Here is a 23,748-nt window from a genome sequence, read left to right as displayed (position 1 = left end):
AACCTCTCAGGGGCCGCTAGAGTCTATGGGGACGGCCGCATGTCATTCGATGATTCATCTCAATAGCACCTCAACCCATCCTTGAAAAAGGACTTCGCAAAATCCCGCCGCCGAACCCACGGATGATCACACCGTCGGACCGCGGGACAGTGGAAAGCGCTCCTTGATCTTGCCCAACAGGCCATCGCGCACCTTGCGGTAGGCGTCCAGCATGGCCTCGCGGTTGCCGTCGACCAGCGTGGGGTCGAAGGTGTTCCAGAATTCCACCTCGCAGGCCATCGTGCGGGTCATTTCGATGGCGCGGTGCTGCGCCTCCGGCGACAGCGACACGATCAGGTCGAAATTCGTGTCCTCCAGATCCTCGAAGCTGCGGCAGCGGTGGCGGGACAGGTCGATGCCCAATTCCTCCATCACCGCGACGGCGAAGGGGTCGACCTCGTCCCCCTCGCGCACGCCGACCGAGTCGACATAGACGCGCGTGCCATGGAAATGCCGCATGATCGCCGCCGCCATCGGCGAGCGGATCATGTTGTAGGTGCAGGCGAACAACACGCTCGTCACGGGGAGCGGTTGCAGCACCGGGGCCATGCGCCGCCCGACCCCGTCAGCCGCGGATGTGGAGGACGCAGATCAGCGTGAACAGCCGCCGCGCCGTCTGAAGATCCATCTCGACCTTGCCGGCCAGCCGTTCGCGCAGCATCTCCGATCCTTCGTTGTGCAGACCGCGGCGGCCCATGTCGATCGCCTCGATCTGCGAGGGCGTGGAGCGCTTGATCGCCTGATAGTAGCTTTCGCAGATCAGGAAATAATCCCGGACGATGGACCGGAAGCCGGTCACCGGCAGGGTGATCTTGTCCAGCGCGCTGTCGTCGTCGCGTCGGATGTCGAAGACCAGCCGGTTGTCTTCGATCGACAGATGCAGGTGGTAGGGACCGCAATCGGCGTGTTCGCAGGGGCAGAATTCGTTGTCTTCGAGCAGATCGAAGATGGCAACCGCGCGCTCGTGCTCCACCTCCGGCTTGCGCCGGATCACGGTCTTTTCGTCGAGCGTCACATGGACGATGCGGCGGTTGCCCTTCGTGCTCACCCCTGACCTCCCCCCGGCAGGCGCAGCGCCACCGACAGCGCGTGCGCGTCCAGACCCTCCGACCGGGCCAGCGTCACTGCCGCCGGGCCGATCGCTTTCACGCTGTCCGCGTCACAGGCGACAAAGGTCGTCCGCTTCATGAAATCCAGCACGTTCAGACCGGACGAGAAGCGGGCGGAGCGCGCCGTCGGCAGGACGTGGTTCGGACCGGCGACGTAGTCGCCGATGGCTTCCGGCGTGTAGCGGCCGAGGAAGATGGCCCCGGCGTTGCGCACCCGCGCGGCCAGCGCGTCGGGGTCCTCCACCGCCAGTTCCAGATGCTCCGGCGCCAGCCGGTCGATCAGGGCGGGCGACTCGGCCAGCAGGTCGCGCACCACGATGATCGCGCCGTGCTCCCGCCAGCTCTCCCCGGCGATGGCGGCGCGCGGCAGCGTCTCCAGGTGCTTGTCCACCGCCGCCGCCACCGCGTCGGCGAAAGCCGGATCGTCGGTGATGAGGATCGACTGGGCCGAGGTGTCGTGCTCCGCCTGGGACAGCAGGTCCATGGCGATCCAGTCCGGGTCGTTCCGGTTGTCGGCGACCACCAGGATCTCCGACGGGCCGGCGATGCTGTCGATGCCCACCGTCCCGTAGACCAGCCGCTTGGCGGCGGCGACGAAGGCGTTGCCGGGGCCGACGATCTTGTCCACCGGCGCGATGGTCTCCGTGCCGTAGGCCAGCGCGGCCACGGCCTGGGCGCCGCCGATGCGGTAGATCTCGGTGATGCCGCAGCGCTTGGCGGCGGCCAGAACCAGCGGGTTGATCGCCCCGTCCGGAGTCGGCACCACCATGACGATGCGCTCCACCCCGGCGACCTTGGCCGGCAGCGCGTTCATCAGGACCGAGCTGGGGTAGGACGCCGTGCCGCCCGGCACATAGAGGCCGGCGGCGCCGACCGCCGTCCAGCGGGCGCCCAGCCGCACGCCCTGGGCGTCGCGGTAGTCGGTCGTCTCCGGCACCTGGAGCCGGTGGAAGCTCTCGATGCGCTCCGCCGCGGTGTCGAGCGCGCGCAGCAGGTCGTCGCTGCACTTGCCCACCGCCGCGTCCACCTCCTCCTGGGAGATGCGCAGCGTGGCGGGGGTCAGCGTCTGGCGGTCCCAGCGGGCGGTGTAATCGATCAGCGCCGCGTCGCCGCGCTTGCGGACGTCCTCGATGACGCCGGCGACCAGGGCCTGCACGTCCTCGCTGGTCTCGCGCTTGGCGTGCAGCAGGCCCTCGAAGCCATCGGCGAAGCGGGGGTCCTGGGCATCAAGCCTGACGGGCATTCACAGCCTCCCGGAAGCGGTCGATCCAGCCGGAGATTTCCTCGGGCCGCGTCTTGAAGGCGGCCCGGTTGACGATGAGGCGGGAGGTGACGTCGGCGATGTGCTCGATCTCCACCAGCCCGTTCGCCTTCAGCGTCGAGCCGGTGGACACCAGATCGACGATGCGGCGGCACAGGCCGAGGGTCGGGGCAAGTTCCATCGCGCCGTTCAGTTTCACGCACTCCGCCTGCACCCCGCGCGCCGCGAAATGCTTCCTGGTGACCTCCGGGTATTTGGTCGCGACACGCACGTGGCTCCAACGCGACGGATCGTCGCTCTCCCCCAGTTCGACGGGTTCGGCGACCGACAGGCGGCATTTGCCGATGCCGAGGTCGAGCGGCGCGTAGATTTCCGGATAGTCGAACTCCATCAGCACGTCGTTGCCGGCCACGCCCAGATGGGCGGCGCCGAAGGCGACGAAGGTCGCCACGTCGAAGGACCGGACGCGGATGATGCTGAGATTCGGGATGTTGGTCGCAAAGCGCAGGAGCCGGCTGTCCGCGTCGTCGAACGCCGCTTCCGGCTCGATGCCGGCGTGGGCGAGCAACGGGCGCAGCTCCTTCAGGATGCGTCCCTTGGGCAGGGCCAGGACCAGCGGCTGACCGGCCAGCGCGTCGACTGGCGCATTTGCGGGCGACGCATCGGTCGGCGTGCTGGGCGCCGGCACGCCAAGAGCACGGGTATCGGCGGGCAAAGAACTCTCCTCGGGCTGAACCGCTGCCCGGATATACCACATTCCGCGCCGCCGTCACGGTCTTAGGAGGCATAGTGCGGCGCGGAACGGCCCTGTCCGTCGATGAAATGGGGAACTCGCTCCACCCGGACCGGTTGGATTCGCCTTTCCAGGAAAGGACAGACGCCATGGCACAGGACCGTTCCAACCAGCCGGTCAATCCCCGGGGCCTGCAGATCCCAGGCGACCCCAGCAGCACGGGCGGCCCCGCGCCGAACGCCGACCCGCGCCGCTCCGACGACGCGCCGACCGGCATCTCCGAACGTCTTCAGGCCGAAAAGGAAGGCCGCCACCCGAAAACGACGACGCCGGATGGCAAGCCTTACGCCGATACGATGGACCCCGACGAGCATGAGAAGGGCAGCGCCACCATCGGCACGCCGGGCGGCGCGGTCTAACGACGCTTTCGACGGCCGCGCCCGCCGGTCAGTTGACCACCCGCCAGCTTCCGTCCGGCTGGCGGCAGGCGGTGCCATAACCGGGCTGCGCGAGGCCGCCGACCATCACCGTCGTCTGGTACTCCCGGCAGAGCTGGCCGTTGCGGGCCGTGTAGGCCGGGCCGGTCGGGGTGGCGGCGATGGGGGCCGGCGCGGGCTCGGTGAAGACGACCGCGGGCGGCGGGGCTGGAATGGGCGCCGGCTGCACGTAAACCACCGGCGGCGGGGGCGGCACCACATAGACCGGCGGGCCGTAGACCGGATGCCCGTAGGCCGGATGCGGATAGCCGTGGAAATGCCGGTAGGGCGGCGGATGGTCGGGATAGACCGGCCCGCCGAAGGACAGGAACACCGACGACCGTGCCTGCGCCGGCCCGGACGGGACCGTCAGCCCGACCGCCAGCGCCAGACCGAACACCACGCCACCGCAGACCGCACCGACGCGCCCGGACATGGGACCGCACTCCCGCAGGAAATCCGGAACAGATATAGTCCTAAAGCTTGAGCCCCGCCACACCGTCGAGAATGGCGCCATCCGACAGGGCGCGACGCTCCAGCTTCGCCCCGAACATGCGGGCGTTGGTCAGGTCCGTCTTCGTCAGGTCGCAGCCGGCCAGATTGGCGAAGGACAGGTCGGCGCCCGCGAAATTCACCTCGCGCAGGCAGGCGCCGCGCAGGTCGGCGTAGCGCAGCCGCGCGCCCGACAGGTCGGATTGCATCGACCGCTTCTCGTCGAAGTAGAGGGGGCGCAGGTTGGCCTTGCGCAGGTCGGCGTTGTTCAGCTTGGCGAGCCGCAGGTTCACGCCGCGCAGGTCGCCGCCCACCAGCTTGGCGAGCCGCAGATCGCCCTTCTCCAGGACCGCCGCCTGAAGCTGGACGTTGGTCAGGTCCAGCCCATACAGGGTCGCCCCGACCGCCCGCAGCATGGTCAGGCAGGTGTGGGCCAGCGACGGGGCGTGCCGCAGGTCGAAGCCCGACAGGTCGAGCGCCATTCCTTCCGCCCCGCTGGACCCGACCCAGCGGATGTGATCGTGCAGAAGCTCATCGAGCGGGCGTCCGAGTTCGGCGACGACGCGGCCGACGGGATCGTCGGTGAGGGCGTCCTCCATGTCGGCGTCGGCCAGTTCCGTCATGACCATGGTGGCACCGGTCAGCACCGCGCCGCGCAGGCAGGCGCCGCGCAGGTCGGCCCCCGACAGGTCCGCCCCTTCCAGGTTCGATCCGGTGAAGTTGGCCCCGCGCATGGTGGCGCGCACCATCTTGCACCCGCGCATCAGCGCATCGGTGAAGTCGGTGTGGATCGCCATGGCCCCGGACAACCGGGCGTTGGTCAGGTTGGCGCCGGACAGGTCCGCTCCCGACGCCTCCGTCGGCTGGGATTCCACCTTGATGATGCGCAGGCTGCCGTCGCGGTCCTTTTCCGCCAGCGAGCCGTCGCGCAGGTCCGCCTCGAACAGGTTGGCGCCGATCAGGATGGAGCCGCGCAGGCAGGCGCCGCGGAGGTCCGCCTTGATGAGGCTGGCGTTTTCCAGGTTGGCCAGCCGCAGGTCGGTGGCGAACATCGACGCGCAGTCCAGCCGCGCCCCGGCCAGATTGGCGCCGCGCAGGCTGGCCCCGACGAAGTCGGCGTGCGCGAGGTCACGCCCTGCGAGGTCCAGCCCGTTCAGGTCGAAAAAGGACAACGTCGCCCGCGCCCCGCCGATGCGGGCGTTCCGGAACATCTCGTGCCGGCGCACCACCGCGTCGAGCTGGACCTGATCCAGACGGGTGAGAGGACGCTGCTGCATGGCCGTGTTCGCCTCCGATCACGGTTTCAGAGTACCATTTGCGGCCTTCACGAATGATTAATACGGCGCTCGACAGGAGGGTCTTCCTGTCGAGGAAAGCGCTTTCCTGCCGTCACGCGGCGGACGACTGGCTTTGGCGGAGCGGCTGGCGTTCCGTGCCCAGGGCGTTCAGCGCGTCGCGCAGCACGTCGGGGGTGACGGGTTTGTGCAGCAGGCGGCAGCCGGCGGCCACCGCCTCGCGGATGCGTTCGGGAGCGGTGTCGCCGGTCAGGATGATGCCGGGAATGGGCCGTCCTTCCTGCTCCGCCGCGCGGGTGACCGTCTCCGCCCCGGTCAGCGGACCCGGCAGGCGGAAATCCGACAGGATCACGTCCGGACAGCGCGGCGCCGCGCGCAGCGTCGCCAGCGCCGCCGGCCCGTCCGCCGCCACCAGAACGTCGTGTCCCCAGCTTTCCAGAAGGAGTTGCATCCCGGCGCTTTGCACCGGGTCGTCCTCCACGATCAGGATCAGGCGGGTGGAAAGACCCTCCGCCCGCCCGACGGGAGTCGGGGTTACCGTGTCCGTCCGCGATTCGCTGGCCGCCAGCGGGACCATGATCGAGAAGACGGACCCCTGGCCAGGGCGCGAGCGGACCTCCACCGCGTGGCCCAACAGCGCGGCCTTGCGGCGCACCTTGGGGAGCCCCAGCCCCAGGCCGCGGCGACGGTCGCGCTCCGGGTTGCCCAACTGCACGAAGTCTTCGAAAATGGCGTCCAGATGCTCCGCCGCGATGCCGGGGCCGGTGTCCCACACTTCGATGCGCAGCCATTGGCCGCGCCGCCGGCAGCCGACCACCACACCGCCCGCCGGGGTGTAGGCGATGGCGTTGCGCAGCAGGTCGCACAGCATCCGCGTCAGCAGGGTGGCGTCGGTGCGCACCATGGCGGCGCAGCCGCGCACCCGCAAATCCAGATGCTTGTCCGCGGCCAGCCCCCGGAATTCCGCCGCCACGCCGTCCAGGACGGTGGCGACCGACACGTCGGCGATGTTCGGGCGAACGACGCCGGCGTCGAGCGTGGCAACCTCCAGCAGCGCGTGCAGCAGCTTCTCTCCGCTGTCCAGCGCCTCGCCCATCTTCTCGGCGATGGAGCGCTCGCGCGGTTCCTTCAGCCGTTCCATCAGCAGATGGTGGAACAGGCGCAGCGCCTGGAAGGGCTGACGCAGGTCGTGGTTGGCCGCCGACAGGAAGCGGGCCTTGGCCTGGTTGGCCCGCTCCTTCTCGGCCAGGGCGCGGACGAGCTTCTGGTTGAGGGAGCGCAGGTCGGCGGTGCGCTCCTCCACCCGCTGCTCCAGCCGGGCGTTGGCGTCGCGCAGGGCGTCGCGGGCCGCCGCCTCGCGCCGCAGGCTGGCCCACCCCAGCGCGGCCAGCCCGAACAGCGCGACGACGCTGACGCCAACCATCATGAAGCCGTGCTGCAGGCGGCTGCTCCACGGCTCCAGAGCGACGCTGCGCGGCAGGGCGACCGCCGCGATCGCCGGGAAATCGCGCATCCGCTTCAGGCCGATGACCACGCCCTCCCCGCCGATGCTCCAGTCGCCGTCGCCGCTCTCCGCCCCCGGCTCCAGCGCGGGAAGCGGGCCGATCCCGGCACCGGCGCCCCCAACGCCGGCCAGCCGCGTGCCGTCCAAACGGAACAGCCCGGCGACGCTGTGCCGGCCGTCGCCAAAAACGTCGAGCACCGTGTGCAGACTGGAGGAGGGAAGCGCCAGCAGGACCACCCCCTCCAGGGCACCTTCGCGCCCCAGGATGCGGCGGACCATCAGGATGGCATCCAGCCCGTCGACCTGCCCGTGCAAAAGTTCGACACCGCGAACCGCCCCTTGGAAAAGGCTGGCGGTGCCGCCGTCGGGGTGGATCGAAGGGCCGAACACCGTCCGGCCGCCGGCATCCATGATGGACAGCGCGCCGAACCGCGACGCCGCCAGCGCCTCGCCCAGAGCGCGGTCGGCGAGCGACGCGAACCCGCCCTCCTCCAGACGGTCGGCCACCCGCGCCAGGGCGGCGGAGCCACCGTCCAGAACCGCATCGGCGTGCCCTTCGAGAAAAGCGGCGGCCTGCCGGGTGCCGCGTTCGGCCCGGTCGAGCGTGCTGACGTAATCGACCAGCGACAGCCCACCCCAAGCCACACCGCCGAGCAGCGTCATCACCAGGACGATGGCTGCCAGGATGGCCTTTGAGTGGAAGTTCAGCAGGGCGTTGACCGAGAGCCGGATCATGGGCGGGGGCGTCTTGGTAAAGCGGGGCGGGGACGGTCTTGCCGGTCCGCCGGATGCACGATGCCGCGGGGCACCGGCGAAGCCTGTGCCTGTGGCGATGATCGATGTGTGGGAAGCAAATTCAATGGTTCGCGGGTTGTCGGACAGCAAATCGCGCTTTGGCCGAAAAAACCGGAGAGGGATGGCCGCCGGACCTGCCCTTCATTGATCTCTCCGCGTCTTCAGCCCTGAAGACCCGGTGATGGCATGGAAAGGCGAAAGTTGTCATTTGCGTCACACCCGCTTCATCGGCCCTTTATCGAAAAGCTCCCGGACACTCCCCAGAAGTTTATTTGCCTTTATTGTCTGGAACCGATGATAGCATGCTATAGATATCGGCGCGACTCGCCATGACGACTATGACCATGCTCATACCGAACCCACTCTTTGGGTGAGGGGGCACGAATTGGTTCGGTCATGAGTTGAAGCCCCGGCAAACATCGGAAATTGCGCCGATGACGGGATCACCGGGACGGTTCGCGCGTTCCTGTGCTGCTTCATGCCGCAACGCGCCCACACGAGGTTCAACCGTGAAGAAGCCGCCGTTCGCTCCTAAGGTTTTCCGCCAGTCCCGCATCCGGGAAGGTCTTCCCTACCCTCTCGGCGCCACATGGGACGGGCTGGGCGTCAACTTCGCGCTGTTTTCCGCCAACGCCACCAAGGTGGAGCTGTGCCTGTTCGACCAGGACGGACGCCGCGAGCTGGAACGGATCGAGCTGCCCGAATACACCGACGAGGTGTGGCATGGCTATCTGCCGGACGCCCGGCCGGGCACCGTCTACGGTTACCGCGTGCATGGGCCCTACGAGCCCAAGGCCGGCCACCGCTTCAACCCGAACAAGCTGCTGCTCGACCCCTACGCCAAGCACATGGTCGGGCCGTTGCGCTGGTCGGACGCGCATTTCGGCTACCGCGTCGGCTCGCCGCGCGGCGACCTGTCCTTCGATCGGCGCGACAGCGCCCCCGGCATGCCGAAATGCGTGGTGATCGACCCGGCCTTCACCTGGGGCCACGACCGCCACCCGGCGATTCCCTGGGAGAAGTCGATCTTCTACGAGACCCATGTGCGCGGCTACACCATGCGGCACCCGGCGGTGCCCCCGCAGTACCGCGGCACCTTCGCCGGCCTCGCCCAGCAGGAGGTGGTGGAGTACATCCGCTCGCTGGGCGTCACGGCGGTGGAGCTTCTGCCGGTCCATGCCTTCGTCGACGACCGCTATCTGCTGGAAAAGGGGCTGCGCAACTACTGGGGCTACAACAGCATCTCCTTCTTCGCGCCCGACCCGCGCTACTTGGCGACCGGCGCGATCCACGAGTTCAAGGAGATGGTCGCCCGCCTGCACGACGCCGGGATCGAGGTGATCCTCGACGTCGTCTACAACCACACCGCCGAAGGCAACGAGATGGGGCCGACGCTGTCCTTCAAGGGCATCGACAACGCCTCCTACTACCGGCTGGCGCCGGACCCGCGCTACTACATCAACGACACCGGCACGGGCAACACGCTGAACCTCGTGCATTCGCGCGTCCTTCAGATGGTCACCGATTCCTTGCGCTACTGGGTGACCGAGATGCATGTCGACGGCTTCCGCTTCGATCTCGCCACCATCCTGGCGCGGGAGACCTACGGCTTCGACCACAGCGGCGGCTTCCTCGACGCCTGCCGGCAGGATCCGGTGCTGTCGCGCGTCAAGCTGATCGCCGAGCCGTGGGACTGCGGCCCCGGCGGCTATCAGGTCGGGGGCTTCCCGCCGGGCTGGGCGGAGTGGAACGACAAGTTCCGCGACACCGTGCGCTCCTATTGGAAGGGCGACGAGGGCAAGCTGCCCGAGCTGGCGACCCGCATGGCCGCCTCGGCCGACGTGTTCAACCGGCGTGGGCGCAAGCCCTGGGCCAGCGTGAACTTCGTCACCGCCCACGACGGCTTCACGCTGCACGACCTCGTCTCCTACAACGACAAGCACAACGACGCGAACGGCGAGGACAACCGCGACGGCCATTCGCACAACATCTCCTGGAACCACGGGGCGGAGGGTCCGACCGACGATCCGGAGATCAACGCCCTGCGCTTCCGCCAGATGCGCAACCTGCTGGCCACGCTGCTGCTGTCCCAGGGCACGCCGATGATCCTGGCCGGCGACGAGTTCGCCCGCAGCCAGAACGGCAACAACAACGCCTATTGCCAGGACAACGAGATCAGCTGGATCGACTGGGAGGGCGTCAGCGACGAGGGCTGGGCGCTGACCGACTTCGTCCGCCACCTGATCGGGCTGCGGCAGAGCCATCCGCTGCTGCGCCGCGGACGCTTCTTCACCGGCGCCTACAACCCTGACCTCGAGGTGAAGGATCTCACCTGGATCACCCCCGCCGGCGAGGAGAAGACGACCGAGCAGTGGCAGGACCCCATGGCACGCTGCCTGGGCATGCTTCTCGACGGGCGGGCGCAGGCCACCGGCATCAAGAAGGTGGCGTCCGACGCCACGCTGCTGCTCATCATCAACGCCTACCACGACGTGGTGCCCTTCAAGCTGCCAGAGGTCGCCGGCGGCAGCCGCTGGCTGACCCTGGTGGACACCACGGAGCCGGACCGGCTTGAGGTCGCCACCGCCCAGACCGGCGACGAGATCCCGGTCAACGGGCGTTCCCTGCTGCTGTTCGAGCTGATGCCCGACCGCCGCTCCGACATCGGGCTGAAGGCCGCCGCGCGGGCTCTGCGCGCCGCCTCCGGGCCGGGCGAACCGGTGGCGGCCATCACGCCGGACAGCATCGCGTCGGGCGCCAGTCCCGCCGAGACGGTGCAGCAACCGGGCGAGTGATCGCCGGTCCGCATGGGCCGTGGAGAACGAACGGTGCGGCAGGACGCCGCACCGTTCTTCGGGCCTTTTATATACAATTTTAGGCAAATAAGCGATATCAAGGCGACAGACTGTTCGCCTCGGTCCATTGCTTGTGTCCGCAACGCCGCAATGACCCCGTTCCCGCGCTTTGGAACGAGGGACAGCCGCAACGATTCCAGGGAGGCTGGGCATGTGTCATGGCGACTACATCCGATTCCTGGTCGCCACCGAGGCCGACCCGGCCCTGCGCGCGGCGCTGCGGCGGGCGTCGCGCGGCTTGCTGACCCTGGGAGATCTGGTGGATTTCGCCGCCGGTCACGGCTACCGCTTCACCGAGGCGGACATTCCCCTGGCCGTGGGCCAACCCGCCGGCTGTGGAACCGACTGAGCACGGGCGGTGCGGTCACGGCGGCGGCGCGGTGGTGCTGCAACTGCCGCGGATCGTCAGCATGATCCCGTCGTCGGACGGAAAGATGTCCTTGTCGGCGTCGCGCGGAATGGGAATTTTCTGACGGCGGCAGAAAAGCAGGAGGATGCCGAGCGTCTTGCTGGGCATGAAGGCGACGTCCCGCACCTTCGCGGCCCCCTGCTGCACCATGACCACCACGCCCCCGTCCGATTTCGGAACGACGGAGGCGATCAGGCCGAACGGAAGATCGGTCTGATTCGGCACCTTCTGATACCAGGCGAAGGCTTTCTTGAGGGCCGAGTTCGTGAAGACAAGGTGACGGGTTTCGAAGATCATTCCGGACCAGTTTCAGGCCCGGCCGCCCTCCAGCTCCGGGTTCAACCGGAACGTGATCGCACGCCCCAGTTTGGAATCCCGCAGAAGGATCTGCTTGGTTTCCAGCAGCTTGATGGCCCGGTTGACGTTGGGCCGCTGCATGCCGAGCGCATCAGCCAGTTCGGACTGGAGCACCGGCACGGGACGGTCGAAATGGAGCCGCCGGCTCAGATAGGTGAACACACGAAGCGCCTCCAGGGTGATGTCCCGATCGGTCGAAACGGTCCTGGAGAGGAGGTCATGATGCTGCATGGCGGCCTCGGAACGCAAGTTGGCTCGGCGTCGCAGTCCGGCTGCGCAGGCACCGGACGGATAATTTCGCTTGCTCCGCAGGTTACCCCGCCTTTGTTGTCCGAATGTGTCGCGCGTGTTTCCAAATTGACACAAAGCCACGCCATTTGTGACGCCCCGGCCGGAACCCTTCCCCACGCCCTCCCGTTCCCGGAGAGAGGCACCGTCACGTCAGGAGGAGGGACCATGCATCGGCTCGTGCTGCTGCGGCACGGTCAGAGCGTCTGGAACCGCTCGGATCTGTTCACCGGCTGGACCGACGTCGATCTGACCGAACAAGGGGTGGCCGAAACGCGCCACGCCGCCGGGCTGTTGAAGCAGGCCGGATTCGATTTCGACGTGGCCTTCACCTCCGTCCTGAAGCGGGCGATCAAGACGCTCGACATCGTGCTGGAGGAGATGGACCGGATGTGGCTGCCGGTGCACAAGCACTGGCGCCTGAACGAGCGCCATTACGGCGCGCTCCAGGGGCTGAACAAGACGGAGACGGCGGCCCGCCACGGCGCCGATCAGGTCTTCCTGTGGCGGCGGAGCTGGGACGTCCCGCCCCCGCCGGTCGAGCCCGAGGACCCGTGCTCCGCGGTGTCGGACCGGCGCTACGCCGGGATCGGCCGCGCGAACCTGCCCCGCGGCGAAAGCCTGAAGGACACCACGGAGCGGGTGATCCCCTTCTGGGAGGAGGGCATCTGCCCGGCCCTGCGGATCGGCGCGCGGGTGCTGGTGTCGGCCCACGGCAACAGCTTGCGCGGCCTCGTCAAGCATCTCGACAAGGTGCCCGACCAGGACATCCCGTTGTTCGAGATCCCGACCAGCCGTCCGCTGGTCTACGAGCTGGGCGCCGATCTGGTGCCGCTGCGCCGCTACTTCCTGACCGAAGGCGGCGGAACCGAGGAAATCACCTGGACCCGCCGGGACGACACCGGTCCGAGCGGCGTCGTGGCGGCGTAACTGAACGATCCCTCTCCCGCCCCGGGAGAGGGAACGAACTCATCCCCCCGCGGGCCGTCGCCCCCGATGCCCCGCCCCGCCCTTGCCGCGCTTGCGGCCCGGCAGCGGGTGGTGGAACGGCGGGTGGCCGCCCTCCGCCGGAGCCGCGCCCCTGTCCGGGCCACGCGCCCCGTCCGGACGGCGTCCACGCCGCTCGCCCTGCCGCTCCTCGACACGCCCGGCGTAGCAGTTGTCGCAGACCCGGAAACGGTGGTTCGCCTTCAGCCGCGTGCCGCAGACCGGACAGGCCCGAGCCAGCGAGCGTTCGGCCAGGGTCCGCTCGATGAAGGCGTTCAGCATGGCGCGGCGCTCCTGGCACAGGTCCATGTCCGGATAGGCGTCGGGAAAGCGGTAGGCCAGCCACGCGTAGGCGGTCAGCTCCTTCACCGCACGCTCCGCCTTCTCCAGCTCCACGTCGGTGCCGACGCGGTGGTGGAATCGTTCGGCGGCGTCGGGGGCGGAATTGCGTATCCCCTTGCCCTGGTTGGTCGCCCACAGCGCCAGCAGGCGCAGGTTGTTCTGGTCGCGCACGTCGATGGGGCAGCGCGCCAGCATGTCGCGCACCGCCAGGGGCAGCTTCGCCCGGTCCACCGCGGCGGCGGCCTGGATGCGCTGCTCCAGGTCGGTCATGCGGAAGGTCTGGTTGGCGCGCAACAGCTCCTGCCCCGCCGTGCGCAGCACCTTGGCGAGGCTGTCGGTGTCCAGCTCCCGCGCGATGGCCTCGACATGGGTCAGGTTGGGGCTGATCCAGGCCCGCGGGTCCTCCGGCGGGACCGGCGGGGTGGTCAGCGCCCGGCGCACCGGGTTGATGTTCTCCCCTTCCAGCACCGCGACGCGGCCTTCCTCGTGCATGCCGAAGCGCCCGGCCCGCCCGCCGATCTGGCGGATCTCGGAGGAGTTCAGCTCGCGCTCCTCCCGCCCGTCGTACTTGCGGGTGGTCGACAGGACGACGCGGGCGACCGGCAAATTCAGGCCCATGCCAATGGCGTCGGTCGCCACCAGCACGTCCGCCGTGCCGTCGCGGAAGCGCCGCGCCTCGGCCCGCCGCACCTCCGGCGACAGGGCGCCGTAGATGACCGCCACCGTGTGGTCGCGGGCCAGCAGCTCGCGCCGCAGCCCCATCACGTCCTTGCGCGAGAAGGCGATCACCGCGTCGCCGCGGCGGACATTCTCCAGCGGCACCCGCTCCTCCTGCACGCGCAGCGGCGACTTGCGGGTGAATTCCACGACCTCCAGCTCCTCCCCCAGAGCGGTGGCGAGGCGCTGGACGTAGGGGATGGCGTCGGCGGAGCCGGTCATCAGGATTTCCGGGGCGGCCACGCCGGCCACCGCCTGGGTCCAGGCCCAGCCGCGGTCGGGATCGCCGATCATCTGGATCTCGTCGATGACGCAGGCGCCCCACACCTTCGAGGTGTTGACCATCTCAATGGTCGAGGAGGTGAAGGAGGCGCCGGGCCGCACGTCGCGCTCCTCGCCGGTCACCAGGCTGCACGGGCGCCCGCGCGTCTCAAGCGCCTCCTGCCCTTCCAGCGCCAGCAGGCGCAGCGGGGCGAGGTAGCAGCCGCTCTGCGCCTCGGCCAGCCGGTCCATGGCGGCGTGGGTCTTGCCGGAGTTGGTCGGGCCGACGAACAGCCGCAGCTTGCGCACCATGGCGCGGGCCGTGGCGAAGCTGTCCAGATAGACGCCGAGGCCGGAGGCGTTCTCCAGCCGCTCCCGCCGGACCTTCAAGCCGGCGCGGGCGGCGGCGGTGGAAAAGGCCTCCTCCAGCGCGTCCAGCAGGGTCTGCAGACGCGGGATGCGCCCGCCGAAGCCGATCACCCGGCCCAGCTCGTCGGCGAAGCCCTTGGGCCGCCACGCCTCGCCGAAGCCATTGGCGCGCTGCGCCATCGAGGCGAACCAGCCGTCCACCCGACCGCGCGCCTTCTCGATGGCGGCGGAGGACAAACAGGCCGCCTTGACCCGCTTGCCCAGCGTCTTCGCCTGGGGACGGCCGAAGCCCTCCTCCGCGGTCATCAGGCCCCACAGCTCCGCCTCGATGTCGGGCAGAGGGCCGAGCGCCACGCGGAAGCGCAGCTTCAGCTTCCGGTCGGTTCCGGGAACGACCACCTCATGGACGACGGCGACCGACCAGCGGGCCGGGGTGCTGTCGGCGTCCACCTCGATCCCGTCGCCGCGCACCACCGCGGCGATGGCGCGCAGCGCGTCGCGGCGGTCGAATTCGTCGGCCGTGCCTGGGGCCGTGCCGGGTTGGCGGGGAGTGGTCTCGTCGTTGCTCATGGACTGGTCTTCTTCCGTCGCCGGCCCCGGAGAGATCGGCCTGTGGATTCAAGAGGCTGGCGGTCTGATGGGGGCTCTGCCGGGCCTGAAACAGTGCCGCGCCGCGGGGCGGACGCCCACCCCCTCTTCTGCACACCGGCGCCCCACGGGCGTACCTATATGGTCGGAGCCATAGGATAGGGCAAGCCGATTCAGGGGTTTCTCCGGCGTGGCCGGGCTAATTCGCCTGAACTTTCCCCTCTCCCATCCCACCGCTGCGAAAAAGGGGCGGTGCCGGCCACATCATTCCCTGTTGTCCGGCGGTCGTGTCGAAAGGGGTACCCGGTAACGTGCTTACCGCCTGCCACCAATCGAAAGTGTTAGCAAGCAATATCGTCTTACTGCACCGCAAACCGTCGGGCATCATCGTTGCAGAGACAACGTAACCGTCGTCGCTTCGCAGATTTGGTTAGGAGATGTGCATGCCGACCCCTCGTGACGTCCTGGCACTGATCGAGAGAATACGGTGTATTTCTTGCGAGGACGAGCGCCATGCATTGATAAAGACATTGTCAGCCGTCGAGCGTCCGACCATCCTGTCGTTCCTCAACGCTCACGGCGTGAACCTCTGCGCGGGGTCCTCCGCCGCGTGGTCGGTTTTCCGCGCCTCCGACGTCCTGTTGCGGGACGGGGTGGCGCTGGAGATGGCCCTGCCGTGGCTCGACCAGCCGGTCGGGTTGAACATGAACGGCACCGACTTCATCCCGCTTCTCCTCCGCCAGCTGTCGCCCCGTCGGGTCGCCGTCTACGGCACCGCGGCGCCCTGGCTGGACGAGGGGATCGAGCGGCTAAAGGAGCGGACCCCGCACGACTATGTCGATGCCCAGCACGGGTTCCATTCCGTGGAGCATTACATCGCCCGTGCGCGGGAGCTTCAGCCCGACGTCATCATCCTGGCCATGGGCATGCCCCGCCAGGAGGAGGTCGCGGTGCAGCTCAAGCGCGCGCTGGACCATAAGGTGCTGATCGTCAACGGCGGCGCCATCATCGATTTCCTCGCCGGGCGCTTCACCCGGGCCCCCGCCGCCGTCCAGCGCATCGGGCTGGAATGGGCGTTCCGGCTGGTCCAGGAGCCCCGCCGCCTGTTTCGCCGCTATTGCGTCGGCGCTTTCGGCTTCGCCCACACCGTCATGCTTATGCGCCGTGCCGCCATGCGTTCGTCCAGCGCCCCAGCACCAGCGCCCATGCATAAGGAGCTTTGAGACGTGGAAAATCTGCCCCAAGTCAATCATGGCGGCCATCACGGCGGTCCGCCGGCTCCGGTTCCGGCATGGCCCGCCGCCCCTGGCCCGTCCCGGCGCAGCGAGTTCGAATCCCAGACCCCGTCCATGGGTCCCGACTTCCGCTTCATCCTGCGCGTGCTGGGCAGCCACAAGTGGCTGATCGCGGCCATCGTGGTGGTGCTGACCGGCCTGTCGGCTCTGGGCGTCTCCACGCTCAAGGACCAGTACACCTCCGAAGCCCTTCTGCTGGTCGACAACCGGCAGGTCCGCGTCGTCCGCGAGGTCGAGCAGGTGGTGGGCGCGATCCCCACCGAGGACGCTGCGATCCTGAGCGAGATCGAGATCCTGAAGTCGCCGCAGGTTCTGAACCAGGTGGTGAACGATCTCCAGCTCGCCCAGCATCCGGAATTCAACCCGCCGGCGCAGGAGGACGAGACGCTCCCGCTCGTCGAGCGCGCGGTGGCCTACGGCCGCGATGTCGCCGGGCGCTTCTGGGAGGGCAATCCGCCGGCCCCGGTCGCCTGGCTGCTGAGCCACGGTGACGAGGTGGCGCAGGACATCCGGGCGCGCGAGGCGCACGCGGCGCTGGGCAACGACCAGATCATCGCGCGCATCCACCGCAAGCTGGACGTCGCCATCGTCGGCCGGTCGCGCGTGATCCAGGTGCGCTTCACCTCCAAGGAGCCGCAGCTCAGCCGCGACGTGGTGGACGGCATCGTCCGCCGCTACATGGAAACCCGCCAGCAGATGGACCGCGACCTGTCGACCAGCGCGATCTCCTGGCTGCAGGACCGCATCGTCCTGCTGCGCAAGGAGGTGGCCGAGGCCGACGCCAAGGTCGAGGAGGCCCGCGTCAAGGGCGGCCTGCTGAAGGGCGGCACCGGCCTGATGGCCCAGAACGAGCTTGAGCAGACCCGCCTGCGCCTGAGCGAGGCGTCGGCCATCCGCGCCCGCTCGGTCGCCCAGGCCGACACGCTGGAGCGCAACCTGAAGGCCGGCAACTGGAACGCCATCGGCGGCAGCATCGCCTCCCCGGTCGTCGCCCAGCTCCGCGCCACGGTCGCCGCCATCTCCACGGAAATGGCCCAGCTCTCCCGCCAGTACGGGCCGAAGCACCCGCGCATCGTCGAGCTTCAGGGCCGCCTGAACGAGGCCAACTCCTCGCTCCAGCAGGAAATCCGCCGCGAGATCAACGGCGTCCGCGAGGCCGCCCAGGTCGCGGTCGAGCAGGAGACCGCGCTCCGCTCCATGATCACCCGCATGGAGGGCAGCTACGCCACCATGCAGGAGCAGGCCATCCCGCTGCGCACCCTGGAGTCCGAGGCGACCGCCAAGCGCCAGCTTCTCGACAGCCTGCTGGGCCGTCTGGAAGAGGTCGAGGCCCAGAAGGACAGCCGCGCCTTCCCGGCCGCCGTCAAGCTGGTCTCCGCGCCGCAGGTGCCGCACGAGCCGTCGGGTCCCCTCCGCATCCTCCTGCTGCTGGCCGGCTTCGTCGCCGCCCTCGCTCTGGCCATCTTCAGCGTCTTCGGTCTGGAGCTTCTCCAGCGCCGCATCCACACCCCGGACGCCGTGCGCCGCATCCTGGGCGTCGGCACCGTCCACATCGTGCCGCACCACAGCGACCGCGGGGCCAAGGGCCGGCTCTACAAGATCTTCCAGCGCCACCCCTTCTCGCTGTTCAGCGAATCCCTGCGCGCCCTGTTCCGCAACCATCTGTCGGATCTCGGTCCGGTCGGCGCTCTGGCGGTGACCTCGGCCCGCCCGCAGGACGGCAAGACCTCGCTGACGCTCGCCGTCGCCCAGGTCGCCAGCCAGGCCGGTCGCCGGGTGGTTGTGGTGGACACCGACTTCCGCCGCTCCCGCATGGAAGGGCTGTTCGACCTGTCCACCAAGAAGGGCCTGTCGGACTGGATCGCCGGTGACGCCACGCTCGACGAGATCGTCCACACCTCCGACGACGTGCCCTTCGCCATGGTTCCGGCGGGCAAGCTGAACCCGATGACGCTGGACCGCTTCAACGTCGATAGCCTGGTTCAGCTGATGGCCGGCCTGTCGCCCAGCTTCGATCTGGTGGTGTTCGACACCGCCCCGGCGCTGGCCGTGTCGGACGCCCGCATCGTCTGCGGCGCCGCCTCCAAGGTTCTGTTCGTCACCCGCTGGGGCCACACCACGGCGAGCGACCTCGACGCGGTGGCCGACCTGGGGCCGATCGACCACAGCAAGTTCGTCTGCGTGATGACCGACGTGAACCTGAAGAAGGCCGCGAGCAAGGGCTACCAGGGTCCGTACAACAGCTACGTCGCCACGCGGAAATACTACGGCGACCAGACCCTGCGCGCCGCGCCGTAAGCGACGCCTGCTTCACCTTTGTCCGCATAGCCCTCTCCCCTCCGGGGAGAGGGTGGCCCGGAGGGCCGGTGAGGGGGTTGCGCTTGTGGGGGACGTCCCGACACGCGCACCCCCCTCACCCTGACCCTCTCCCCAGGGGGGAGAGGGAATTCTCATTTCCTCTCAAACCACACGAGGCCCGACGCCCATGGCCCAGACCTCGCCAAAAACCACCTCGCCGAAAGCATTCTCCTTCACGCGCCGCGACGCGCTGCGTGCCGCCGCCGTGGCCGCGGTGCTGGCGAGCTGCAAGGCCGCCGCCGGCCCCGCCGTCGCCGAAGCGGCGTCCGCCGCCATGCCGAACCCCTCCCTGCGCGACGCCTGCCGGGCCGCCGGCATCCTCCACGGCGCCGCCCGCGACCATCTGATCGAGCCGGAAGACCCCATGCTCGACACGCTGATGGCGCGGGAATGCGACGTGGTGACGCCCGAGAACGGCGGCAAATGGGCCGTCTTCCAGCCGCAGGAGGGCAACTTCGACTGGGGCCGCTTCGACGCCGGGGTGGAGCTGGCCCGCCGCATCGGCGCCAAGCCCAACTGGCACTGCGCCCTGTGGCAGCACATGGGCATGCCCGATTACATGACGCTGCCGGCCAGCCGCCAACGCGCGCTGGGCATCGCGGAGAGCGCCTATTTCTCGGCCGACGGCACGCTGTCCGAGGACAATTACTGGCCGCGCTTCACGGCCATGGTCGCGGCGGTCAAGCAGCGCTACGGCGACAGCTTCTACCGCATCGACGTGATGAACGAGGCCTTCTTCTGGGAGACCGAGCGCAGCCATCCGCAGGAGCAGGACCGATACGGCTTCCGCAAGGGCATGTGGTGGGTGGTGGCGGGCGGCGCCAAGGGGCCGGAGTGGCTCGACCCCTTCTTCCACCACATCCGCAAGGAATTCCCCTCTGCCAAACTGGTCATCAACGAGTTCGGCATCGAGATCGACGAGGGCTGGCAGCAGCGCAAGCGCGCCTATTTCCAGAGCTGGCTGACCGACGCGGTCAAGCGCGGCGTGCCGATCGACGGTGTCGGGCTGCAAAGCCACCTGATGGCCGGCAAGCCCTACGACCGCGAGGGCATGAAGGGCTTCCTGCGGACCATGGACCGGCTGGGCCTGCCCATCCACGTCACCGAGTTCGACGTGAACGAGAAGCATCTGCCGCGCTCCTGGTCACGGGCGGAGAAGGACCGCGCCATGGCCTTCCTGGCCGGGCAGTATCTGGGCGACATCGCCGGCAACGCCCGGCTGGCCGAGCTGTGCTGGTGGCACCTGCGCTCCGACCTGAACTACATCGCGCGGGAAATGCCGGAGCTGAAGCCCCACCCCTCCCCCTACGACGCGGCGTCGCGCCCGCTGCCGCTGTACGAGGCGTCGGTGCAGGCGTTGCGCGGGCGCAGCCGGTCTGGGTGAGTCCGGTCGGGAGCCACTGCGGTACCCCTTCCGACCCAGCTACCCCGCCCGATCGCGCGGCCCGCTCCGCCGTCCGCGCCTGTAAGGATTTCCGACAGCGCCCTTAGATTAGCGGAACAGCGGCGTTTCTCCCAACGAGGTGATCTGTGGACACGTTGACGTCGGATGAGCTGGTCGCCCGCTACAAGCGGAAGTTCGGTCTGGCCCCGAACTACCCCCTCAGCGAAACCATGGTCCGCCAGCATTGGGACCTGGAACGCCAGCTCGCCCGCGAGCTTCTGGACTCCCGCCGCGAAGAGCGCTGGACGGTGTTCGAGCGGAACTACACCACCCTCTACAGCGAATGCCCCTGGCTGAACGACGCGGTGGACACGGCGGCGCAGAACGACGAGCTGGACTTCCGCCACTTCCTGACGCTGCTCAAGGGGGCGCGGGACGTCTACGAGGTCGGGTCGGGCAAGGGGCGGCTTCTGAGCTATCTGGCCCGACACGGTCACCGCTGCGTCGCCACCGAAATCACCCGCGAGCGCGGAGAGCGCTGGACGGACGAGCGATCCAACGTGACGTGGCGCTGCTGCGACGGCGTCAACCTCGCCGAGTTCGAGCCGCGCGGCCATTACGACGCCGTCGTCTCCACCCACGTCATCGAGCATCTCCACCCCGAGGACGTGTCCGTGCATCTGTCCAACGTGCACGCCATCCTGAAGCCGGGCGGCCGCTACGTGCTCAGCATGCCGCACAAGCACGCCGGGCCGATGGACCTGTCGGAGGTCTTCGGGCTGGACGAACCGATCTGCATGCATCTGCGCGAATACACCTGGGCGGAGACCGAGCGCGCGCTGCGCGAGGCCGGCTTCACCCGGATGGAAGCCGTCTACGTCGCCCCGATGGCGGTCCGTAAGCGCCTGCCCATCCACGGCTCCGGTGCTGGCTATCTGGCCTATGTGAAGGCCGTGGAATCCGTCATGGGGGCGATGCCGTTAACCCTGCGGCGCAAGCTCGGCAAGCTCGGCCAGCTCTACCTGTTCCGGCCGGAGGTCTTCATGGTGGCTCACAAAAGTCACGAGAGCTGAGGCGGCGCGTTTCGGAAACCATTCTGTAACAAGACTTTACACTTTTCCCTCCCCGTGGCCGCAAGGCCCCACTGTGGCGCGGAAACCGCAGCAAAAGCGGTTTTTCGCGCCTCATTCTTTTCACAGCCCGCCGTGGCTTTTGAGCCGCATTTCCCTAAAATACGAAATACCTCGTTAACCAATTGGGCCTCACCTTTGCTCCACCGAAAATGGAGAGAGGTTACTTCCAATGGCAACGACCACCACGGGTCTCGTCGACACGACCTTCGTCGTCAACGCCTCGGGGCAGGCTGCCGGCGGGATCTGGCCGCAGTTCCGGCTGCTCCTGGATGGTGTGAATTTGGGCGAGGCGACGGTCGGTTCGACCAGCGCCGGCCGTTACACCTTCAAGGCCCAGGTCGCTCCGGATCAGGCCCACAAGGTTCAGATCGTCTACTTCAACGACGGCTATGTGAACGGCCAGGACCGCAACCTGCTCGTCAAGTCGCTGGAAGTGAACGGCAAGTCCGTCGCCCCCACCAGCTCGCTGGTCAGCTACGACAAGGGCGCCATCGACGGCATGGACGTGATCCCCGGCCAGGAAGGCATGTGGTGGGACGGCGCGCTCGATTTCGCGCTGACCAAGGACCACTTCCCGGTGCCGACTCCGCCGGCCCCCGCCGGCAACACCCAGGTCGTGCTGAACCTGCAGGGCAACGCCGCGGCCGGCGTCAACGCGCATTTCAACCTGCTGATCGACGGCAAGAAGGTCGGCGAGGGCATGGCCGGCACCTCGGCCAAGGATTACGCCTTCTCGATCAACGCCACGGCGGATCAGGCGCACAAGGTCCAGATCCAGTACGACAACGACGCTACGGTGAACGGCCAGGACCGCAACCTGCAGGTCAACAAGATCACCATCAACGGCAAGTCGGTCCTGCCCACCGACAGCAACGTCACCTATGACAAGGGCGCGCTCGACGGCAAGGACGTGGTCAAGGGCCAGTCCGGCATGTGGTGGAACGGCACGCTGGTGGTGGACGCCGACAAGAGCTTCTTCCCCGGCTCCTCCAACCCGACCAACCCCACCACGCCGACCACGCCGCCGGCCCCCACCCCGACGAAGCCGACCCTGTCGGTCAGTGACGTCTCGGTGACCGAGCCGACCGGCAAGACCGCCGGCATCGCGCCGGGCTTCCTTCACACCGAAGGCGGCCAGATCATGGACAGCAGCGGCAAGGCCGTGAAGCTGACCGGCGTGAACTGGTTCGGGGCCGAGGGCTACGCCTTCGCGCCGCAGGGGCTGTGGATGGACAGCTACCAGAGCCACATGAACCAGATGAAGGATCTGGGCTTCAACACCATCCGCCTGCCCTATTCCGACGCCATGCTGGACGCCGGGCGCAAGCCGACCGGCATCGACTATTCGAAGAACCCCGATCTGGTCGGCAAGACCAGCCTCGAGGTGTTCGACAAGATCATCGAGTACGCCGACAAGATCGGCATGAAGATCATCCTCGACCATCACCGCTCCGGCGACGGCGCCTCGGCCAACGAGAACGGGCTCTGGTACACCAGCCAGTACCCGGAATCGAAGATGATCGAAAACTGGAAGATGCTGGCGACCCGTTACAAGGGCAACGACGCCGTCATCGGCGCCGACCTGCACAACGAGCCGCACAACCCGGCCACCTGGGGCGACGGCGGCCCGAACGATTGGGCCCGCGCCGCGGAGCGCATCGGCAACGCCATCCAGTCGGTGAACAAGGACTGGCTGCTGATCGTCGAAGGCATCGAGACCTATCAGAACCAGTGGTACTGGTGGGGCGGCAACCTGCTGGGCGAGAAGAACTACGAGGTCAAGTTCAACACGCCGGACAAGCTGGTGTATTCGGTCCACGACTACGGCCCGTCGCTCTACATGATGGACTGGTTCAAGGACGCCAACTTCCCGAACAACATGCCGGCGAAGTGGAACCAGATGTGGGGCCACTTCATCCAGAACGACGAGACCCCGATCCTGGTCGGCGAGTTCGGCAGCCGCATGGAGACCGCCATCGACAAGGCGTGGATGCCCAAGCTGGTCCAGTACATGAACGGTGACTGGAACGGCGACGGCAAGATCGACCTCGCCGCGGGCGACCAGGGTGCGAGCTGGACCTACTGGGCCTGGAGCCCCGGTTCGGGCGACACCGGCGGCATCATGAACGACAGCTGGCAGGTGGACTACAACAAGTACAACGCCATCAAGTCCGGCCTGTACAGCAGCACCGCCGCCAGCCCGGTCACCACCGACGCGGTGTTCACGGTGAAGCTGTCCCAGGCCTACAGCCAGGCGGTGACGGTGGACTACGCCACGGCGGACGGCACGGCCAAGGCCGGGTCGGACTATCTGGCGACCAGCGGCAAGCTGACCTTCGCCGCCGGCGAGACCACCAAGACGGTCGCCGTCAAGGTGCTGAGCGACGACGTGACGGAGGGGATCGAGAACTTCTCCCTGAAGCTCTCCAACCCGACCCAGGCGACCATCACCGACGGGACCGGTGTGGGCACCATCAACCCCCCGGGCACCGCCCAGGCCCTGTCGGCGGACCTGCTGGCCCACAGCCTGGCCCAGGACACGGCGACGGTGCAGTCGGTGGGCGTGCAGTCCGCCATTGATCTGTCGTCGATCGACTTCTCGCACATGATGACGGTGGACGCCGCGAACCTGATGCTCGAGCATCAGGCCGCGTAACGACCGCGGAAGCGGACCACGAGAAATGGCCGGCGGAGCAATCCG

Annotated in this window: 19 protein-coding genes; 9 read left to right on the top strand and 10 right to left on the bottom strand. The window is 68.2% G+C overall.

All coding sequences use genetic code 11. The features are described 5' to 3' along the window. Window positions 1-126 precede the first annotated feature (126 nt). Genes H0B54_RS18170 through hisG form a run of 4 tightly spaced genes read right to left on the bottom strand, consistent with a single transcriptional unit; the run spans window position 127 to window position 3,124 of the window. On the bottom strand, window positions 127-588 hold the full coding sequence (locus H0B54_RS18170; RefSeq protein ID WP_094306899.1) for an arsenate-mycothiol transferase ArsC: 462 nt from the start codon (window positions 586-588) through the stop codon (window positions 127-129). 16 nt (window positions 589-604) lie between these two features. Then, entirely contained in the window at window positions 605-1,087 is a 483-nt protein-coding gene (locus H0B54_RS18165) for a UPF0262 family protein (protein WP_094306898.1), read from the bottom strand. Further along, window positions 1,084-2,391: a histidinol dehydrogenase gene (gene hisD / locus H0B54_RS18160; protein ID WP_188261498.1), complete on the bottom strand. Its 1,308-nt coding sequence runs from the start codon at window positions 2,389-2,391 to the stop codon at window positions 1,084-1,086. Before hisD ends, H0B54_RS18165 begins: the two co-directional genes overlap by 4 nt. Beyond that, a complete protein-coding gene (gene hisG / locus H0B54_RS18155) occupies window positions 2,375-3,124 on the bottom strand; it encodes an ATP phosphoribosyltransferase (protein WP_425490049.1) in 750 nt (249 codons plus the stop codon). The genes hisD and hisG overlap by 17 nt, the downstream gene beginning before the upstream one ends. A 167-nt stretch (window positions 3,125-3,291) precedes the next feature. Here hisG and H0B54_RS18150 point away from each other — a divergent pair, with 167 nt between their 5' ends. Continuing rightward, window positions 3,292-3,561: a hypothetical protein gene (locus tag H0B54_RS18150; protein ID WP_188261497.1), complete on the top strand. Its 270-nt coding sequence runs from the start codon at window positions 3,292-3,294 to the stop codon at window positions 3,559-3,561. A gap of 28 nt (window positions 3,562-3,589) precedes the next feature. Here H0B54_RS18150 and H0B54_RS18145 read toward each other — a convergent pair whose 3' ends face one another. The 3 genes from H0B54_RS18145 to H0B54_RS18135 all read right to left on the bottom strand — a co-directional run bounded on the left by H0B54_RS18145 (window position 3,590) and on the right by H0B54_RS18135 (window position 7,644). Next, a complete protein-coding gene (locus H0B54_RS18145) occupies window positions 3,590-4,054 on the bottom strand; it encodes a hypothetical protein (RefSeq protein WP_188261496.1) in 465 nt (154 codons plus the stop codon). Between the two features lie 40 nt (window positions 4,055-4,094). Next, window positions 4,095-5,387, bottom strand: a complete 1,293-nt coding sequence (locus H0B54_RS18140; RefSeq protein ID WP_188261495.1) for a pentapeptide repeat-containing protein — start codon at window positions 5,385-5,387, stop codon at window positions 4,095-4,097. A 112-nt stretch (window positions 5,388-5,499) separates the two neighbouring features. Next, on the bottom strand, window positions 5,500-7,644 hold the full coding sequence (locus tag H0B54_RS18135; RefSeq protein WP_188261494.1) for a hybrid sensor histidine kinase/response regulator: 2,145 nt from the start codon (window positions 7,642-7,644) through the stop codon (window positions 5,500-5,502). 569 nt (window positions 7,645-8,213) lie between these two features. On the opposite strand from H0B54_RS18135, the gene glgX reads away from it, so the two are divergent. Both glgX and H0B54_RS18125 read left to right on the top strand, forming a co-directional pair. Continuing rightward, on the top strand, window positions 8,214-10,499 hold the full coding sequence (gene glgX / locus H0B54_RS18130; protein ID WP_188261493.1) for a glycogen debranching protein GlgX: 2,286 nt from the start codon (window positions 8,214-8,216) through the stop codon (window positions 10,497-10,499). 211 nt (window positions 10,500-10,710) lie between these two features. Further along, window positions 10,711-10,908 carry a Nif11-like leader peptide family natural product precursor gene (locus H0B54_RS18125; RefSeq protein ID WP_188261492.1) on the top strand — a complete coding sequence of 66 codons (198 nt, stop codon included), beginning with the start codon at window positions 10,711-10,713 and terminating at the stop codon, window positions 10,906-10,908. Between the two features lie 15 nt (window positions 10,909-10,923). On the opposite strand, the gene H0B54_RS18120 is transcribed toward H0B54_RS18125, so the two are convergent. Both H0B54_RS18120 and H0B54_RS18115 read right to left on the bottom strand, forming a co-directional pair. Further along, window positions 10,924-11,265 (bottom strand): hypothetical protein, encoded by a 342-nt coding sequence (locus H0B54_RS18120; RefSeq protein WP_188261491.1) that lies wholly within the window; start codon window positions 11,263-11,265, stop codon window positions 10,924-10,926. A gap of 12 nt (window positions 11,266-11,277) precedes the next feature. After that, the gene (locus H0B54_RS18115; protein ID WP_014198175.1) at window positions 11,278-11,574 is read right to left on the bottom strand and encodes a MarR family transcriptional regulator; all 297 of its coding nucleotides are present in this window, start codon (window positions 11,572-11,574) and stop codon (window positions 11,278-11,280) included. Between the two features lie 207 nt (window positions 11,575-11,781). Here H0B54_RS18115 and gpmA point away from each other — a divergent pair, with 207 nt between their 5' ends. Next, entirely contained in the window at window positions 11,782-12,543 is a 762-nt protein-coding gene (gene gpmA / locus H0B54_RS18110; protein WP_188261490.1) for a 2,3-diphosphoglycerate-dependent phosphoglycerate mutase, read from the top strand. Between the two features lie 39 nt (window positions 12,544-12,582). Here gpmA and H0B54_RS18105 read toward each other — a convergent pair whose 3' ends face one another. Next, complete coding sequence (locus tag H0B54_RS18105; RefSeq protein ID WP_188261489.1) at window positions 12,583-14,859, bottom strand: helicase-related protein; 2,277 nt, start codon at window positions 14,857-14,859, stop codon at window positions 12,583-12,585. Between the two features lie 548 nt (window positions 14,860-15,407). Between H0B54_RS18105 and H0B54_RS18100 the strand changes: the two genes are divergently transcribed. The 5 genes from H0B54_RS18100 (at window position 15,408) to H0B54_RS18080 (ending at window position 23,703) form a co-directional block, all read left to right on the top strand. Continuing rightward, window positions 15,408-16,100 (top strand): WecB/TagA/CpsF family glycosyltransferase, encoded by a 693-nt coding sequence (locus tag H0B54_RS18100; protein ID WP_188261488.1) that lies wholly within the window; start codon window positions 15,408-15,410, stop codon window positions 16,098-16,100. Between the two features lie 3 nt (window positions 16,101-16,103). Continuing rightward, complete coding sequence (locus H0B54_RS18095) at window positions 16,104-18,470, top strand: GumC family protein (RefSeq protein ID WP_343068968.1); 2,367 nt, start codon at window positions 16,104-16,106, stop codon at window positions 18,468-18,470. Window positions 18,471-18,657: 187 nt separating this feature from the next. Continuing rightward, window positions 18,658-19,914, top strand: coding sequence for an endo-1,4-beta-xylanase (locus tag H0B54_RS18090; protein WP_188261487.1), 1,257 nt, complete (start codon window positions 18,658-18,660; stop codon window positions 19,912-19,914). A 146-nt stretch (window positions 19,915-20,060) separates the two neighbouring features. Beyond that, window positions 20,061-20,987, top strand: a complete 927-nt coding sequence (locus H0B54_RS18085; RefSeq protein WP_188261486.1) for a methyltransferase domain-containing protein — start codon at window positions 20,061-20,063, stop codon at window positions 20,985-20,987. Window positions 20,988-21,216: 229 nt separating this feature from the next. After that, window positions 21,217-23,703, top strand: a complete 2,487-nt coding sequence (locus H0B54_RS18080; protein WP_188261485.1) for a cellulase family glycosylhydrolase — start codon at window positions 21,217-21,219, stop codon at window positions 23,701-23,703. Window positions 23,704-23,748: the final 45 nt, after the last annotated feature.

This window comes from Azospirillum tabaci, from assembly GCF_014596085.1.
In the GTDB taxonomy this organism is placed as follows: Bacteria; Pseudomonadota; Alphaproteobacteria; order Azospirillales; family Azospirillaceae; genus Azospirillum; species Azospirillum tabaci.
The sequence above is the reverse complement of the archived record's forward strand: the minus strand, read 5'-3'. Positions and strand labels throughout refer to the sequence as shown.

Bases quoted from the DNA above. Each gene is read 5' to 3' on its own strand.
- H0B54_RS18170 (WP_094306899.1), bottom strand. From the start codon at position 588: ATGGCCCCGGTGCTGCAACCGCTCCCCGTGACGAGCGTGTTGTTCGCC.
- hisD (WP_188261498.1), bottom strand. From the start codon at position 2,391: ATGCCCGTCAGGCTTGATGCCCAGGACCCCCGCTTCGCCGATGGCTTC.
- H0B54_RS18150 (WP_188261497.1), top strand. From the start codon at position 3,292: ATGGCACAGGACCGTTCCAACCAGCCGGTCAATCCCCGGGGCCTGCAG.
- H0B54_RS18145 (WP_188261496.1), bottom strand. From the start codon at position 4,054: ATGTCCGGGCGCGTCGGTGCGGTCTGCGGTGGCGTGGTGTTCGGTCTG.
- H0B54_RS18140 (WP_188261495.1), bottom strand. From the start codon at position 5,387: ATGCAGCAGCGTCCTCTCACCCGTCTGGATCAGGTCCAGCTCGACGCG.
- H0B54_RS18135 (WP_188261494.1), bottom strand. From the start codon at position 7,644: ATGATCCGGCTCTCGGTCAACGCCCTGCTGAACTTCCACTCAAAGGCC.
- H0B54_RS18125 (WP_188261492.1), top strand. From the start codon at position 10,711: ATGTGTCATGGCGACTACATCCGATTCCTGGTCGCCACCGAGGCCGAC.
- H0B54_RS18120 (WP_188261491.1), bottom strand. From the start codon at position 11,265: ATGATCTTCGAAACCCGTCACCTTGTCTTCACGAACTCGGCCCTCAAG.
- gpmA (WP_188261490.1), top strand. From the start codon at position 11,782: ATGCATCGGCTCGTGCTGCTGCGGCACGGTCAGAGCGTCTGGAACCGC.
- H0B54_RS18105 (WP_188261489.1), bottom strand. From the start codon at position 14,859: ATGAGCAACGACGAGACCACTCCCCGCCAACCCGGCACGGCCCCAGGC.
- H0B54_RS18090 (WP_188261487.1), top strand. From the start codon at position 18,658: ATGGCCCAGACCTCGCCAAAAACCACCTCGCCGAAAGCATTCTCCTTC.
- H0B54_RS18080 (WP_188261485.1), top strand. From the start codon at position 21,217: ATGGCAACGACCACCACGGGTCTCGTCGACACGACCTTCGTCGTCAAC.